A 15,143-nucleotide genomic window follows, 5' to 3' on the forward strand; every position below is an offset into this window, starting at 1 on the left:
CCGTCTTCACTGCGTCGGTATGTACTGCCCGAGATACGACATTACCCCGATTTTTCCCTCGCACCCCGCGGCCGTAGGGCCAGGCGGGTTTTCTTTTTTTATTCGCGGAAAATTGGGCGTCCATATTCTTCCATGGGTGGTCGTGGTAGAGGTCAGGGCAAGTTCCGGCGTTTTAGGCAAGAAGTGACGCGGAACGGGCAAACATCCGGGTGAAACGCAACTTATAATGAGCTTAGCCTCGAGGCCGGCGATGCTGATCATTGATTCGCACCGTAGGCATTCGAGAGCTCTACTATATAGCAGGTCAAGGAGGACTTCATTATGCGTGTTTTTGTAACAGGAGCAACCGGCTTCGTCGGCTCCGCCGTCGTGCGCGAACTGATAGAAGCAGGGCACGAGGTGCTCGGCCTCGCTCGCTCGGATGAGGCTGCAGCCATGCTCGACGCGGCCGGAGCTGCAGTGCACCGAGGCTCTCTGGATGATCTGGAGAGCCTGAGGCGCGGAGCTGCTGCCTCGGATGGTGTCATCCACACTGCCTTTATTCACGATTTCTCGAATCTTACGGCCTCCGGTGCGACGGACAGGCTCGCAGTCGAGGCGCTCGGCACCGCGCTTGCGGAATCCGGCCGGCCCTTAGTCGTCACCTCCGTGATCGGACATCTCACGCCAGGCCGCCTCGGGACCGAAGAAGACGATCCCGATCCGGGCTCCGCTGTGACGCACCGTGCCGCTTCGGAAGCGGCGGCGCTTGCGATGGCACGGCGCGGCGTGCGCGTGTCGGTGGTGCGGCTTCCGCACTCGGTACATGGCGATGGCGATTACGGCTTCGTTCCGGCCTTGATCAATGTCGCCCGCCGCACGGGTGTCTCGGCCTATGTAGGAGACGGCGCCAACCGTTGGCCTGCCGTGCACCGACTCGATGCTGCACGTCTTTACCGGCTGGCGCTGGAGGCGGCACCGGCGGGCACCAAGCTGCATGCGATTGGCGACGAGGGGGTGGCGATCCGTGAGGTCGCCGGCGTCATCAGCCGCCGCCTGGGTGTCCCGGTGGAAAGCAAGTCGCCCGAGGAGGCAGCGAGCCACTTCGGTTGGTTGACGCACTTTGTTTCGATGGATATGCCGGCATCAAGCGCTCTGACGCGGGAACGATTCGGATGGCGGCCTGTGCAGCCGGCGCTTATTCCTGATCTTGATCGGGAGCAGTATTTCACAACCTGATGATTCCGAATAATCGGCTGTTCTGATGTGCTCTCGTTGTCGGCATGTATTCTATGTGTCCGACATTTCCCGGCGCTGACGTTGAATCCGGTGAGGCATGCGACTACAGCGATGGATTTGATCCATCGCTTGTATTCGTTAGTGGTTTTTAGTCAGTCGCCCATTTAAGTTAAAGAAGCAAACGATTCCGATTGGCGGTGCCGGTAATCGCTTAACAATCGCTGCATGTTTTCCAACGTGCCGTCCCGATGGGGAACATGGATGGAAACCGTCAAGCTTGGATCCTCCAAATATTGAAACGAAACATGATCGAAATTCAAGACCCCGAGATTCGGACAACGAAGCGCCTTTGGGGCATCGATGGCGTCGAGAACCTCATGAGACTCCCAAAATTCCCGGAATTCCGGGCTGGCTTGGCACAGCGCATCGTATTGTTCAGACCACCAAGGGTCGTCAACGTAACGCGCATAGCCTGCATGGAATTTAGCGGTTATCCGCTTGGCGTGGAGCTCCCATTGATCTCCCTTGATGTAGCGAAATCGGGGAGATGTAAAAGTCATCCAAACAAAGTTCCGCTCTTTATCCGACATGGCGGCAAGGTCTCCGTTCAATGCGCAGTAGGCCGAATTCCAGGCGATGATATTCATGCGTGCATCCATGACATTCGCCGGTGAAGCACCTTGGCTATCCAAAAAACGTTGAAGCGCCATGCTCACCCGGGCAGATATCTTCGTTTCTTCTAAGGGCGGTTGTTTGCGTGCAAGAAAAAACAGGTGCCTGCGTTCCGATTCATCGAGTCTAAGCGCAACGGCTATTCGATTGAGTACCTCTACGGATACGTTGATAGGACGGCCTTGTTCCAAATAGGTATACCAATCCAAGCCTACGTCCGCAAGCTGGGCAACCTCGCCCCGGCGAAGTCCCGGCGTGCGTCTGCGCCCGGACTCCGGCAATCCCACCTGCTTTGGGGTAATCCGTTCCCGGCGTGTGCGCAAAAAACGGGCTAATTCCTCGTAACGGTCCAACTTGATCGACATGTTCACCACACCTCCTATCGAACGCGAATGTAGGACTCCCAATCCTACGATAACCAGTCTCTTCCTGGCTTTGTCGAGCCCATATACACTAGTTTATGTCATCCTTCGGGATGGAGGCAAGAATGGGAAGGGGCAGGAACGGCGGCTTGAACCTGCACATGTCCATTCGGACAAAACAATTGAGGTGATGAAAATGAACAAGAAGTATGAACATATCGTACTATTGAAACTCAAGCCTAACGTTACGATCGACGAACAAGAAGATGCGGTGAAGCACGCCTATGCCTTCAAGGATGCGATTCCGGGCATTGTGGGCCTTAGCGCCGGAATTAACGTCACGGATGAAGCGGAGCATATGCAGGGTTATACGTTAGGCATTCGGGTAACCTTTGAGAATCGGCAGGCTTGCCGGGATTATATCCGGCATCCGCTGCACCAGAACTTTTTACAGCGAGTCGGCCCGTTTGTGGAAGGGATCGCAGTCATGGATTACCCGTTTGCATGACCGCATCCCATTATGCGACTCAAATGAAGGATACAAGAGCTCAATATACTCATGATGAAGGCTGCCGGCACATTCGGCAGCCTTTGCTCGCCTAACGGGGCAGAAGAACGTAATGAACAATTGAAAAAATCGTTGTATATTCGTTCGTTTCTCTCCGGTGATACATAACGAAACTCCTTCTGCATTGAGGTACTACCGGCGTTGCCGATAATTCCAACTATATGTGTCTCCTGTGATCACGACTTTCATGCTGATTTATTTATAAAATAAATACTTTTTGTTAAATTAGTTAATTTAATTACTTTTATAAAGAATGTTTGCTGTGGCCGTGATTTTGATATAATAGGAGTGATGAGCATCAAAGGAGGCATACATTCGTGAGAAAACGCGTGAGCGTCGATCAATATATAGAAAAAATAAAACCTGTAATAAGAAGAATCAAATTCAGCCAACTGAAAATGGACGATATCGCAAAATATATGGATATCAGCAAAGTGACGCTCTATAAGCATTTTGCATCCAAGGATGAAATCATCCAGCAGGTTGTAGAATATTACATTCATTACGTGCAAGAATCCAATGCCGTTGTCAAAGATGATGACGTCTCTTTTGTCGAGCGCTTTCAATTAACGTTTTTACAATCTTTGATCTGTGTTACTTATATATCCGATTTGTTTTTGGAAGATCTCAAAGAATTTTATCCCCACCATTTTGATAGTCTTGCAGCCGCCCAACAAAATCGAAATAAAAATTTGCAAACATTTTTTCAAGCCGGGATGGATCGGAAGATTTTCAACAGATTGAATGCAGCGCTGTTTATGGTTCAAGATGACGCCGTGCTGCGGCGCTTCATGGAACCGTCCTTTTCGATTCAGTACGATGTCACCTTGAAACAAGCCATTATGGATTTTTATAAAATGAAACAGTATCAACTGCTTAGACCCGAGTATTTGGATACGGTGGACGATTCTGATTTTGAAAAACGGATCGTCAATATTTTACAGACCATTTCATAATCATGTTAAAATGGCCGGGATTCCTTGCTTGATAAGGAGTCCCGGTCTACTGCTTTATTGCCGCTAAACAGCGGGGTGCTTGGGTTTTGGGGGGGCTTTTCAGGGATTCCCATGGTATAATCGATATCAGAAAGGAGAGAGCGAGATTGTCACAACCTTCAGAGCAGGACCGCTCGATTTTGCTGGTCGACGGAATGGCGTTATTGTTTCGTGCTTTTTACGCTTCCGCTTACGGCGGGTACATACAGAAAACGAGCGCCGGAGTGCCGGTAAATGCGGTGCACGGCTTCGTCAAATATTTTTGGGATGCGGTGGAGACGTTTCGCCCGTCGCATGTCGCCTGCTGCTGGGATATGGGGAGTTCGACGTTCCGCACGGAAAAGTTTCCGGACTACAAGGGAAACCGTCCGGAAGCGCCGGAGGAGCTGATCCCGCAGTTTTCGCTTGTGAAGGAAGTGGTCGAAAGCTTCGGCGTGCCGAACATCGGCCTTCACGGCTTCGAGGCGGACGACTGCATCGGCACGCTTTCCCGGCATTTCGGCGAAGCTGCCCGGGTATACATACTTAGCGGCGATCACGATCTTTTGCAGCTGGTAAACGATAAGGTGACCGTCGTGATCATGAAAAAAGGCTTTTCCAACTACGCCGTATACACCCCGCAATCGCTGCGGGAGGAAAAAGGGCTGTCGCCCCGGCAGGTGATCGACATGAAGGGGCTGATGGGGGACACCAGCGACAATTACCCGGGCGTGAAAGGCATCGGCGAAAAGACGGCGCTGAAGCTCGTTCAGGAATACGGATCGATCGACGGGATTCTCGAAAACCTGGATAAACTGCCTAAAGGAATCCGCAGTAAAATCGAAGCGGAGCTGGATATGCTGCATCTGTCGCGGGAGCTCGCGACGATTTTGACCGAAGCACCGGTTGCCTGCGCGCTTGAGGATTGCCGATGGGAGATCGATGCGGACCGGGTGCTCGGCAAATTCGACGAGCTTGAGTTTAAAGGGCTGAAGCGGCTTGTGCAGCGGGATTAACAAGACCCCAGGAATACTGGGCTAACCCCCACGAACCTAAAGTTTCTCCCTTTTCCACCATGCCGTCCATTTGGTAAAATGAAGCGGAGGCATGGCCGCTTTGGTCAAAAATGAACATTCGGGTTTCGTCCCGATCGGGAGGCTGTAACGATGAGCAACATCAACGTATGGGAAAACGCGGAGCCGGGCGTCAAGCGGAAAATTTTCGCGCCGGGGCAGACGATTATGATGATGGAAGTGCATTTTGAAGAGGGAGCGGAAGGGTACGTCCACAGCCATCCGCACGAGCAGCTGTCGTACTGCCTGAAAGGCAAGCTGGAATTTACGATCGACGGGGAAAAAACGGTGATCGGCGCCGGCGAGACGATCTACATTCCGAGCAACGCCAAGCACGGCTGCAAGGCGCTGGAGCCAAGCGCTCTGCTCGATTCGTTTACACCGGTGCGCGAAGATTTGATCAAGCGCTGATTGCAGCAGGTACCTTGCTCCAAGGGAGAAAGGTACCTTTTTCGCAGGCATGAATGCGCTTACGATGGCGGTTTATGATTCAGCCGAGAACACTTGTGACTTTAGTCATAAGATGAATCGGCTTCGGAGTTTCGGATGGATGTGCCCCAATTTTGGTGCGTTTTACATCCAACACATGTTATGATGTAATATTAAGAAAAAAATAAAACCGTAAGCGAACACACCGAAGCGCAAATTCGACAGTATATTCAAAATCAGAAAGGTGGTGAAAACCATACAAATCCATAAAGCTTACAAATTTCGTATCTTTCCCAGCCAAGAACAAATTACGCAAATCGCTAAAACGCTTGGATGTAGTCGATTCGTTTTCAATCATTTCTTAGCGAAGTGGAATGAAGTATACAAGGAAACGGGCAACGGATTAACATACTGTGCCTGTTCCGCTGAATTACCAGCATTAAAATCCGAATTTACATGGCTAAAAGAAGTGGACAGCATAGCGATTCAATCGTCCGTAAAGAACCTTGCCGATGCTTACGCCCGATTTTTTAAGAAGCAAAACGATGCTCCACGATTCAAAAGCAAGAAAAACAAAGTGCAATCCTACACAACCAAATATATAAATGGAAATATTGCTGTCGTAGGCAATAAGATCAAGTTACCTAAATTGGGATTTGTTCGTTTTGCGAAATCAAGAGAAGTGGAAGGACGAGTTGTGAACGCAACCATTAGACGGAATCCTTCTGGAAAATATTTCGTTTCCTTGTTGGTAGAGACGGAGATACAAGCATGGTCAAAAACAAACAAGGAAGTGGGAATCGATGTTGGATTAAAAGACTTTGCGACCCTTTCTACTGGTGAAGTGTTTGCGAATCCGAAATTCCTTCGCAAGATGGAGCATCAATTAGCCCGTGAACAACGCAAGCTTTCCAGATGTAAAAAAGGTTCATCCAACTGGAACAAACAACGGGTCAAGGTTGCTTGTATCCATGAAGGGATTGCGGCTGCTCGTACCGATTACTTGCACAAAATTTCAACGCACATCGTCAAAAACCACGACATGATAGCGATGGAAGATCTGCAAGTTTCGAATATGATGCAGAACCATAAGTTAGCAAAAGCGATTAGCGAAGTGTCTTGGTATCAATTCAGAACGATGTTAGAGTACAAGGCGAAATGGTATGGAAGAGAATTGGTAGTCGTGGGGAAAACATTCGCCTCTTCTCAGTTGTGCTCTAGTTGCGGATACCAAAACAAAGAGGTTAAAAATCTGAATCTTCGTGACTGGACTTGTCCTTCGTGCCATGAACATCATCAAAGGGATATAAACGCAAGTCGAAACATTCTTGCCGAAGGCAAAAGACTATTTTCAGCGTAAATCGTTACGCCAACCGTAGGGACTACGGGGGTAGCCTGCTTACCTTCGCTCATTGGAGCGTTTAGCGCAGGAATCTCGCGACTTTAGTCGTGAGAGGTTCAAATAAACTTTTAAGGATGGTGACGGATCATGGCTTTGATGCAATGTCAGTTTTTCTCGGAGGCGTTGGGATTGAGCTGTTCGATGTACGCGATCATACCCCAGCCGACCAAAGGGCAGATCGGTCTGGCGTCCAGCGCGCGCGGCGGCAAACATCCGACATTGTTTTTGCTCCACGGAATGTCGGACGACCATACGATATGGCTGCGCCGCACCTCGATCGAGCGTTATGTCGCTTCGCTCGGCCTCGCCGTGGTTATGCCTGCCGTGCATCGCAGCTTTTACACCGATATGGCGCACGGAGGCAAATATTGGACGTTTATCAGCGAAGAGCTGCCTGAGCTCGCCCGTTCGTTTTTCCCTTTATCGGACCGGCGGGAGGACAACTTCGTGGCGGGGCTGTCGATGGGCGGCTACGGAGCGTTCAAGCTGGCGCTCACTTGCCCGGAAAAGTTTGCGGCCGCAGCCAGCTTGTCGGGAGCGCTCGATATGGCGGAGCATGTGAAGCGGCGCGATTCGCAGGAGATGCGGAACATTTTCGGCGATTTGTCCGCTTTGGCGGGCGGCAGTCACGATTTGTTCGCGCTGGCGTCGCAGCTGTCGGCGTCGGATAAGCCTCGTCCGATGATGTATCAATGCTGCGGCACGGAGGACTTTCTCTATGAAGATAACGTCCGTTTCCGCGATCACTGCCGCACGATAGGGTTGGAGCTGACTTACGAGGAGGAGGCCGGATCTCACGAATGGGGCTACTGGGACGCCAAAATCCAAAGCGTGCTCAAGTGGCTTCCGCTCGCTCCTTAAAAGAAAAAACCTGAGCCCGGCCGTCCGGATTGCTCAGGTTCCTGCATCATATTGGCGAGGTGCGCCTTGCGGATTATATATCCGTGAAGTTAATCGTCCCGACGATTTCGCCCAAAAAGGTGCGCAGCTCCTCCGCTTCTTCTTCCGTCAGCTTGTACGCGTATTCGAGGTATCCTTCCGCGGCGAGATCGTCCGGGCCGATGACGGCGGTGCGTCCGGTCTGCATGTCGGTGACCATTTTTTTTCCGTAAAAACGGTTCGTGTTGATTATCGCCAGGTCGAAACGTCGCATCGTCTCGCCGACAAAGCAGAGAAAACGGGTTGTCGTTTCTTCGGTCGTATCGTACAAGAAATCAAATTCGGACATGAGGAACAGCTCCATTCGGCACATTTTTCCTTCGATTATACATGATTAAATTCAAATAATAAATTTTCATTTCGGTCAAAAAGTGATAGAATTTAATGAAGTGATTCCATTCCAGATTCATATTTTTTATTTTAGGAGGCAAAGGAACGGTATGGCTAAGCCCAAAATGAGAAGCGACATGATTAAAAAAGGCTTCGACCGCGCCCCTCACCGCAGCTTGCTGCGCGCTGCCGGCGTGAAAGAAGAAGATTTCGATAAACCGTTTATCGCGGTGTGCAACTCGTACATCGATATCATTCCGGGACACGTGCACCTGCAGGAGTTCGGCAAGCTGGTCAAAGAAGCGATCCGCGAAGCGGGCGGCGTTCCGTTCGAATTCAACACGATCGGCGTGGACGACGGCATCGCGATGGGCCACATCGGCATGCGTTATTCGCTGCCGAGCCGCGAAATTATCGCCGACTCCCTGGAGACGGTCGTTTCGGCGCACTGGTTCGACGGCATGGTCTGCATCCCGAACTGCGATAAAATTACGCCGGGCATGATGATGGGCGCTCTGCGCGTCAACATCCCGACCATCTTCGTCAGCGGCGGTCCGATGAAGGCCGGCAAAACAAGCGACGGACGCGCGATCTCTCTCTCCTCGGTATTCGAAGGCGTGGGAGCTTACCAAGCCGGCAAGATCGACGAGAAAGGCCTGCAGGAGCTGGAGCAATACGGCTGTCCGACATGCGGTTCCTGCTCCGGCATGTTTACGGCGAACTCGATGAACTGCTTGTGCGAGGTGCTTGGCCTTGCGCTGCCGGGCAACGGTACGATTTTGGCGATTTCCGAAGAGCGCAGAGAGTTCGTCAAGCGTTCCGCCAAGCAGCTGATGACTCTGATCGAGAAGGACATCAAACCGCGCGACATCGTGACGATGGAAGCGATCGACAACGCGTTCGCGCTCGACATGGCGATGGGCGGCTCCACGAACACCGTGCTTCATACACTGGCGCTGGCGCGAGAAGCAGGCTTCGAATATCCGATCGAACGCATCAACGAGGTTGCAAAACGTGTGCCGTATTTGTCGAAAGTGGCTCCGGCCGTCGACGGAAACAACACGTGGCATATCGAAGACGTGCACAATGCGGGCGGCGTGAGCGCAATCATCAACGAGCTGCTCAAAAAGCCGGGCGTGCTCAACGGCGACTGCATCACGGTTAATGCGACGACGCTTCGCGAGGCGGTTGCCGGAGCGGAGATCAAAAATAAGGACGTTATCCGTCCGCTCGATAACCCGCACAGCCAAGAGGGCGGTCTGGCCGTATTGTTCGGCAACCTCGCTCCGGAAGGCAGCATCGTGAAAGTCGGTGCGGTCGATAAATCCGTCGGCGGCCGCCACGTCGGCCCGGCCATCTGCTTCGATTCGCAGGAGGAGGCGCTCGCCGGCATCGCCAACGGCAAAGTCAAAGAAGGACATGTTGTCGTTATCCGCTACGAAGGACCGAAGGGCGGTCCGGGCATGCCGGAAATGCTCGCTCCGACGTCGCAAATCGTCGGCATGGGCCTCGGCGCGAAGGTCGGCCTGATCACCGACGGCCGTTTCTCCGGCGCATCCCGCGGCATCAGCATCGGCCATATTTCGCCGGAAGCGGCGGAAGGCGGTCCGATCGCGTTCGTCGAGGACGGCGACTTCATCGACCTCGACATGATTAACCGCACCATTACGCTGCAGGTGAGCGACGAAGAATTGGAGCGCCGCCGCGCGAACTGGAAAGGTTTCGAGCCGAAGGTGAAAACGGGTTATCTCGCACGTTATTCCAAGCTGGTGACGAACGCAAGTGCCGGCGGTGTGCTTAAAATTTAATCAAGCTAAGGGAGGCCTCGCGGAAGCGGGGCCTTTTTTCCGGGAAAGGTAAGGGGCACCCCGAAAAGTTCTATCAAGCGGTCTGATCGATTATTTGGGTGAAGCGGGTTACGCGTTCAAGTCGACATCCTCGTTTTCGGAGGGAGTTTCGAAATCGCCCGGGTGGTCTCTCGGGATACCTTCATGCAGATTGCGATTTTCGTAGGTGTAAGCGTTTTGCGAGCGCTGATCCTCACGCCATGGCGTGCTTTTGCCGATGGATTCTACGAGAGAGCCGGAGCCGTAAGGACCTTCCGGAAATTCCTCGGCCGTCAAATCGTTGCGCTGGGATTCGACATTCCGGAAGTCGGTGTAGCGCTGCTGCTCCTCTTCTTGAATAAAGCCGTTTTGGGCTTGAGGGGACAAGTTGTTGCGGATCGATTCGCGTTTTCGTTCCAAGCGGTCCATTGGGTAACCTCCCGTGATGTACGTTTTCTCCATTGTGCCCTGAACGTACCGCTGTTATCCCGATACAGGAATATATGGTAAAATGTTCTTGATTTTGCGCTCAGGACATGCTATCATATGGATAATTTCAAAACGAACGGAACGAGGAAGCACCTCTCTTACACGGTAGGAGAGGTGCTTTTTTGCGTTCTGCGTTTGGAAGCTGACCACCATTCGAAGGAGGAGACAGATGTGAACGTCGTCTTTTTAACAACGCTGGAGAAGAAAACAACGGAAAACCGGGTCAAAACCGCAAGGCTGACCATTGCCGAGCAGCAGGGGGAATGGAATGCGATATGGAGCGAGCCGCGGGATGACGGCAAGATGCAGCAGTCGGTCTGGTACGAAGGGCACAGCTGGGAAAGCCTGATGGAAGCGTTTCGGCAAAATTTGTACGTCAAGCAGTCCGAGGGATACCGACCTTTGCTTGACGCGGCGGTTGCCGATCCGGTCGAGCTGATGGGCGAACGGTATGCGCAGGCGATGATGCTGCAATATTACAGCGAGTTCAGCAGCAACGAGGAGCTGTATGAGCAGCTTCGCCAATGGCGACGAGAGCAGTCGGCGAAGGACGGCAAATCGCCGTTTATTTTGGCGACGAACAAGACGCTGCGCATGATCAGCGCCTTCGTTCCTCACACAACGGAGGAGCTGATGCAGCTGCCGGGCGTAGGAGAACAACGGGCCAAGCAGTATGGCGAAGCGATTTTGCGGCTTACCCAGCCGTATGACCGCGAGATGGCGTTTCCGCTCAATTGGGTGGAAAACCGTGTAAACCGGGCCGAGTTCGTGCTGTGGCTGCAGCAGCAAAAAGAAGAGAAGCGCAAGGCGGAGCAGCAGCGCAAGGAGCTTAAGCTGAGCCTGCTCGAAGCCGTATCGCAAGGAGCGGCGCTGGCGACCTTGGCGGATAAAACTTCGCTCAAACGGCGCGATCTCGTCGCATGGGCGGAGGAACTGGACCGCGAAGGCTACGATATGACGCCGCTTGCCGACGCCGAGCTTAAGTCGGTGCCCGCTGCTGAGGTGGAAAAAGCGCTCGGAGCGTTCGATCTGCTCGGCGACCGGTACCTGAAGCCGGTGCTGGAATCGATGTACAAGCCGGACGAGCTGAAGGGCAAAGAAATCGATCGCATCTACGAATGGCTCCGCCTGCTTCGCCTGAAGTACCGCAAAACAAAAAGCCCCGACATCGTCGAGGCCAGCTAGCTTCACAGCCAATCTTTCTTCCGAAATACCACAAACATCGCTACGCCGACCACGATCATAAATACAACGGCAGCCACGCCGCCATATTGCCAGTGCAGTCCGGGGATATATTCGAAGTTCATTCCGTAGATACCGGTGATGAACGTGAGCGGCATGAATATGGTCGTCAGCGCGGTAAACACGCGCATGATTTCGTTCGCACGGTTGGCCAGGCTGGATTGGTATGCCTCCCGCAAGTTTCCCATCAGGTCGCGGAACGTATCGAACGTCTCCGCGATCTTTACCGCGTTTTCGTAAATGTCGCCGAAGTACTTTTTCAGCGGCTCGCTGATCAGCTTCAGGTCCTTGCGGTTTAACGTGGCGATCACCTCGCGCTGCGGGACGAGCACTTTGCGGAGCCACAATATTTCGCTTCGCAGACCGATGATTTCGTTCAGGTGCGATTTTTTCGTATGCATCAAAATGTCTTCTTCCAGCTTCTCGATCTTCACGTCGATCCGGTCGGCGACCGTCGTATAGTTATCGACCACGAGATCGATCAGATGGTAGAGAAACAAGTCCGGGGCCGAAACTTCCTCTTCCCAAAGAATCGGCTTCAGCGTGCGGATTTCGTTGATTTTTTGCCGGGTTACGGTAATGATGTAATGCTTGCCGAGAAAAATGTTAAGCGAACGGAGGAAAATTTCCTCGTCGTCAAAGCGAATGCTGTTCATCACGATGAAATAATGCGTGTCGTAAATCTCGATTTTCGGGCGCTGCTCCTCTTCCATCAAGCAGTCCTCCACCGCCAGATCGTGCAAATGAAACAGCGGCTGCAGAACTTCCAAATCTTCAATTCCCGCGTCGATCCAGTAAAAGCCGGATTCGGGCTCAACCACGGTTTGGGTAATATCTTCGATAATCGTAAAAATGCCGTTTTGTACAAGACGTGCCTTCATCTGTCCCCACCCTTTCTGCCAGCGGAAAACAGCCGGGCACGCAGGGGTTACAAAACAACCGCAGGCGTGAGCACCGACCGTTTTCCAGCTTTCATATCCAGTTGTTTTGCGAAATACGGAAAACTTCTACTTCGGTCCCCGTCCATGCGCGGATGTGCACCCCTTTTCATCATCATGTCGAATACTTGTCTAGTATATACCTTCATTTTCCACGATTCAAGGAGAAAAGAATGGATTTCCGGCGATTTTTGCGCCTTTTTTAAGTTATGGTAAAAGCCGTCATTTGGTTCCGTTTTTATATGCTTTGCGCTTGACGCGCGGAAGGTTTTCGTATAAATTATTTATAACAACTGCATATCGATGGAGCTCTTATCAAGAGTAGGTGGAGGGACTGGCCCTATGATACCCGGCAACCGACAACCCTTTCTAGCGAGGGGGATGCACGGTGCTAATTCTTGCGGAAGCGATTCGCTTCTGGGAGATGAGAGAGGATAATGTGACAAACAAAAACCTTTCTCGCGCCCTGAGAAAGGTTTTTTTTAATTCTCGGGCGGCGGCTCCTACAACCCATTGAGAACATATTAAAGGAGTGAGCAGTATGCCGATTAAAATTCCCGATCATTTGCCTGCCAAAGAAGTGCTGGTGCAAGAAAATATTTTCGTGATGGATGAAACCGTCGCGTTTCATCAAGATATCCGTCCGCTGCGGATTGCGATCCTGAATTTGATGCCGACCAAAGAAACGACGGAGACGCAAATTTTGCGGCTGCTCGGGAATACGGCGCTGCAGGTGGAGTTTGTGCTGCTGCACCCGAAAACGCATACGTCGAAAAATACGTCGGCCGAACACCTCGAGCAGTTTTATAAGACGTTCGACGATGTGAAGCATGAGCGGTTTGACGGCATGATCATTACCGGCGCGCCGGTGGAAACGCTCGAATTCGAGGACGTCAACTACTGGCAAGAGCTGAAGACGATCATGGATTGGTCGACCCATAATGTCACATCGACGCTTCATATTTGCTGGGCGGCGCAGGCCGGCTTGTACCACCATTTCGGAGTGCCGAAATACCCGCTTCCGGAAAAAATGTTCGGCGTGTTCCCGCACACGATCTCAAGACCAAACGTCAAGCTGCTGCGCGGCTTCGACGAGACATTTTTCGTGCCGCAGTCGCGGCATACGGAAGTGCGCCGGGAAGATATTTTGAAGGTGCCGGATCTGGAAATTTTGTCGGAATCGGAGGAGGCCGGCGTGTATATCGCCGCCTCGAAGGACGGCCGCCATATTTTTGTAACCGGACATTCGGAATATGACGCGTGTACGCTGAAAGCCGAATACGACCGCGACATCAAGAAAGGGATGAATATCGCCGTTCCGAAAAACTACTACCCGAACGACGATCCGAGCCGTCAGCCGCTGGTGACATGGCGCGCCCATGCGAATCTGCTGTTCTCGAACTGGCTGAACTATTATGTGTACCAGGAAACGCCGTACGATTTATACAAAGGAGAATACGCCATATGACATTGAATGAAACGCTTCGCGGATTAAATATCGAAAGCCGGCTCGCGCAAATCGGCTCCCAGTCCGAGCCGGTTACGGGGGCGGTCAGCTTCCCGATCTATCAATCGACGGCATTCCGCCACCCGCAGCTCGGGAAAAGCACCGGCTTCGATTATGCGCGCACGAAAAGCCCGACGCGCGCGATCCTGGAAGAGGCGATCGCCGACCTCGAATCCGGCGATGCCGGCTTCGCCTGCAGCTCCGGTATGGCCGCGCTGCAAACGATTTTCGCGTTGTTCAGCCAAGGCGATCATTTGATCGTCTCGCTGGATCTGTACGGCGGCACGTACCGATTGCTGGAGCGCATCATGTCGCGCTTCGGCGTGACGTCCACCTACGTGGACACGAACGATCTTGACGCGCTGGAAACGAGCTTTAAGCCTAACACGAAAGCGATTTTGATCGAGACGCCGACCAATCCGCTGATGATGATCACCGATCTGGAGCTGGTGTGCAGCTGGGCACGCAAGAAAGGCATCCTGTCGATCGTCGACAACACGCTGCTGACGCCGTTTTTCCAGCGGCCGATCGAGCTTGGCGCCGACATCGTCATCCACAGCGCGACGAAGTACCTGGGAGGCCACAACGATGTGCTCGCCGGCTTGATCGTGACGAAGGGCAAGGAGCTGTCCGAGCAGATGGCGTTTCTGCACAACTCAATCGGCGCCGTGCTGAACCCGCAGGACAGCTGGCTGCTTATGCGCGGCATGAAGACGCTCGCGATCCGCATGGAGCGCCATCAGTACAACGCCACGAAGATGGCGCAGTATTTGGAGCAGCATCCGCAGGTAGAGCAGGTGTTTTACCCGGCGCTGCCGACCCACCCGGGGCATGAGGTCCAAAACAAGCAATCGTCCGGAAACACCGGCATCTTCTCCTTTAAAATGAAAGACGCCCGTTTCATCGAGCCGATTCTCCGCCATATCAAGCTGATCGCTTTTGCGGAAAGCCTCGGCGGCGTCGAATCGCTGATGACGTATCCGGCTGTGCAGACGCACGCGGACATTCCGGAGGAAATCCGCCGCAGGGTCGGCGTTGACGACAAGCTGCTGCGTTACTCGGTCGGCATCGAGCATATCGACGATCTGATCGCTGATCTGTCCCGCGCGATAGAGCTGGCGCAAGAGGAGATCGAAGGGAAGTAATCCGCCCGGCGGATCATTCTAAAGAAGAA

Annotated in this window: 15 protein-coding genes and 1 riboswitch; of the genes, 11 read left to right on the forward strand and 4 right to left on the reverse strand. The window is 52.7% G+C overall.

Annotation, left to right across the window (positions count from 1 at the left end):
- The first annotated feature begins 321 nt into the window (after positions 1-321).
- The gene (locus MYS68_RS35450; RefSeq protein WP_248930245.1) at positions 322-1,218 is read left to right on the forward strand and encodes an SDR family oxidoreductase; all 897 of its coding nucleotides are present in this window, start codon (positions 322-324) and stop codon (positions 1,216-1,218) included.
- A 164-nt stretch (positions 1,219-1,382) separates the two neighbouring features.
- Here the strand turns inward: MYS68_RS35450 and MYS68_RS35455 are convergent, their stop codons facing one another.
- Positions 1,383-2,255, reverse strand: coding sequence for a helix-turn-helix transcriptional regulator (locus MYS68_RS35455; RefSeq protein ID WP_248930246.1), 873 nt, complete (start codon positions 2,253-2,255; stop codon positions 1,383-1,385).
- A 193-nt stretch (positions 2,256-2,448) separates the two neighbouring features.
- On the opposite strand from MYS68_RS35455, the gene MYS68_RS35460 reads away from it, so the two are divergent.
- The 6 genes from MYS68_RS35460 to MYS68_RS35485 all read left to right on the forward strand — a co-directional run bounded on the left by MYS68_RS35460 (position 2,449) and on the right by MYS68_RS35485 (position 7,559).
- Positions 2,449-2,760, forward strand: a complete 312-nt coding sequence (locus tag MYS68_RS35460; RefSeq protein WP_248930247.1) for a Dabb family protein — start codon at positions 2,449-2,451, stop codon at positions 2,758-2,760.
- Positions 2,761-3,137: 377 nt separating this feature from the next.
- Positions 3,138-3,776 carry a TetR/AcrR family transcriptional regulator gene (locus MYS68_RS35465; protein ID WP_248930248.1) on the forward strand — a complete coding sequence of 213 codons (639 nt, stop codon included), beginning with the start codon at positions 3,138-3,140 and terminating at the stop codon, positions 3,774-3,776.
- 194 nt (positions 3,777-3,970) lie between these two features.
- Positions 3,971-4,810 carry a 5'-3' exonuclease gene (locus tag MYS68_RS35470; RefSeq protein ID WP_248931121.1) on the forward strand — a complete coding sequence of 280 codons (840 nt, stop codon included), beginning with the start codon at positions 3,971-3,973 and terminating at the stop codon, positions 4,808-4,810.
- A gap of 150 nt (positions 4,811-4,960) precedes the next feature.
- Positions 4,961-5,278: a cupin domain-containing protein gene (locus MYS68_RS35475; RefSeq protein ID WP_248930249.1), complete on the forward strand. Its 318-nt coding sequence runs from the start codon at positions 4,961-4,963 to the stop codon at positions 5,276-5,278.
- A 274-nt stretch (positions 5,279-5,552) separates the two neighbouring features.
- Entirely contained in the window at positions 5,553-6,656 is a 1,104-nt protein-coding gene (gene tnpB / locus MYS68_RS35480) for an IS200/IS605 family element RNA-guided endonuclease TnpB (protein ID WP_248931122.1), read from the forward strand.
- Between the two features lie 129 nt (positions 6,657-6,785).
- Entirely contained in the window at positions 6,786-7,559 is a 774-nt protein-coding gene (locus tag MYS68_RS35485; protein ID WP_248930250.1) for an alpha/beta hydrolase, read from the forward strand.
- 73 nt (positions 7,560-7,632) lie between these two features.
- Here the strand turns inward: MYS68_RS35485 and MYS68_RS35490 are convergent, their stop codons facing one another.
- The gene (locus MYS68_RS35490) at positions 7,633-7,926 is read right to left on the reverse strand and encodes a DUF3055 domain-containing protein (protein WP_248930251.1); all 294 of its coding nucleotides are present in this window, start codon (positions 7,924-7,926) and stop codon (positions 7,633-7,635) included.
- 151 nt (positions 7,927-8,077) lie between these two features.
- Here MYS68_RS35490 and ilvD point away from each other — a divergent pair, with 151 nt between their 5' ends.
- The gene (ilvD, locus tag MYS68_RS35495) at positions 8,078-9,775 is read left to right on the forward strand and encodes a dihydroxy-acid dehydratase (RefSeq protein ID WP_248930252.1); all 1,698 of its coding nucleotides are present in this window, start codon (positions 8,078-8,080) and stop codon (positions 9,773-9,775) included.
- A 108-nt stretch (positions 9,776-9,883) separates the two neighbouring features.
- Here the strand turns inward: ilvD and MYS68_RS35500 are convergent, their stop codons facing one another.
- Positions 9,884-10,222 carry a hypothetical protein gene (locus tag MYS68_RS35500; RefSeq protein WP_248930253.1) on the reverse strand — a complete coding sequence of 113 codons (339 nt, stop codon included), beginning with the start codon at positions 10,220-10,222 and terminating at the stop codon, positions 9,884-9,886.
- 117 nt (positions 10,223-10,339) lie between these two features.
- Between MYS68_RS35500 and MYS68_RS35505 the strand changes: the two genes are divergently transcribed.
- Positions 10,340-11,467, forward strand: coding sequence for an HRDC domain-containing protein (locus MYS68_RS35505; RefSeq protein WP_248930254.1), 1,128 nt, complete (start codon positions 10,340-10,342; stop codon positions 11,465-11,467).
- A gap of 2 nt (positions 11,468-11,469) precedes the next feature.
- Here the strand turns inward: MYS68_RS35505 and corA are convergent, their stop codons facing one another.
- A complete protein-coding gene (corA, locus tag MYS68_RS35510) occupies positions 11,470-12,405 on the reverse strand; it encodes a magnesium/cobalt transporter CorA (protein ID WP_248930255.1) in 936 nt (311 codons plus the stop codon).
- Between the two features lie 366 nt (positions 12,406-12,771).
- Positions 12,772-12,893: riboswitch (SAM riboswitch) on the forward strand.
- Positions 12,894-13,003: 110 nt separating this feature from the next.
- Between corA and metA the strand changes: the two genes are divergently transcribed.
- Positions 13,004-13,930, forward strand: a complete 927-nt coding sequence (metA, locus tag MYS68_RS35515) for a homoserine O-acetyltransferase MetA (RefSeq protein ID WP_248930256.1) — start codon at positions 13,004-13,006, stop codon at positions 13,928-13,930.
- The gene (locus MYS68_RS35520; protein ID WP_248930257.1) at positions 13,927-15,114 is read left to right on the forward strand and encodes an aminotransferase class I/II-fold pyridoxal phosphate-dependent enzyme; all 1,188 of its coding nucleotides are present in this window, start codon (positions 13,927-13,929) and stop codon (positions 15,112-15,114) included. Before metA ends, MYS68_RS35520 begins: the two co-directional genes overlap by 4 nt.
- The last annotated feature ends 29 nt before the right edge of the window (positions 15,115-15,143 follow it).

Origin of the sequence: Paenibacillus hamazuiensis, from assembly GCF_023276405.1 — a bacterium.
Taxonomy (GTDB): Bacteria; Bacillota; Bacilli; order Paenibacillales; family NBRC-103111; genus Paenibacillus_AF; species Paenibacillus_AF hamazuiensis.

What these genes read in the sequence shown, in the direction of transcription:
- MYS68_RS35470 (WP_248931121.1), top strand. Translation starts at nt 3,971, where the DNA reads ATGGCGTTATTGTTTCGTGCTTTTTACGCTTCCGCTTACGGCGGGTAC.
- MYS68_RS35475 (WP_248930249.1), top strand. Translation starts at nt 4,961, where the DNA reads ATGAGCAACATCAACGTATGGGAAAACGCGGAGCCGGGCGTCAAGCGG.
- MYS68_RS35460 (WP_248930247.1), top strand. Translation starts at nt 2,449, where the DNA reads ATGAACAAGAAGTATGAACATATCGTACTATTGAAACTCAAGCCTAAC.
- ilvD (WP_248930252.1), top strand. Translation starts at nt 8,078, where the DNA reads ATGGCTAAGCCCAAAATGAGAAGCGACATGATTAAAAAAGGCTTCGAC.
- MYS68_RS35520 (WP_248930257.1), top strand. Translation starts at nt 13,927, where the DNA reads ATGACATTGAATGAAACGCTTCGCGGATTAAATATCGAAAGCCGGCTC.
- corA (WP_248930255.1), bottom strand. Translation starts at nt 12,405, where the DNA reads ATGAAGGCACGTCTTGTACAAAACGGCATTTTTACGATTATCGAAGAT.
- MYS68_RS35485 (WP_248930250.1), top strand. Translation starts at nt 6,786, where the DNA reads ATGGCTTTGATGCAATGTCAGTTTTTCTCGGAGGCGTTGGGATTGAGC.
- MYS68_RS35450 (WP_248930245.1), top strand. Translation starts at nt 322, where the DNA reads ATGCGTGTTTTTGTAACAGGAGCAACCGGCTTCGTCGGCTCCGCCGTC.
- MYS68_RS35455 (WP_248930246.1), bottom strand. Translation starts at nt 2,255, where the DNA reads ATGTCGATCAAGTTGGACCGTTACGAGGAATTAGCCCGTTTTTTGCGC.
- metA (WP_248930256.1), top strand. Translation starts at nt 13,004, where the DNA reads ATGCCGATTAAAATTCCCGATCATTTGCCTGCCAAAGAAGTGCTGGTG.
- MYS68_RS35490 (WP_248930251.1), bottom strand. Translation starts at nt 7,926, where the DNA reads ATGTCCGAATTTGATTTCTTGTACGATACGACCGAAGAAACGACAACC.
- MYS68_RS35500 (WP_248930253.1), bottom strand. Translation starts at nt 10,222, where the DNA reads ATGGACCGCTTGGAACGAAAACGCGAATCGATCCGCAACAACTTGTCC.
- MYS68_RS35505 (WP_248930254.1), top strand. Translation starts at nt 10,340, where the DNA reads ATGGATAATTTCAAAACGAACGGAACGAGGAAGCACCTCTCTTACACG.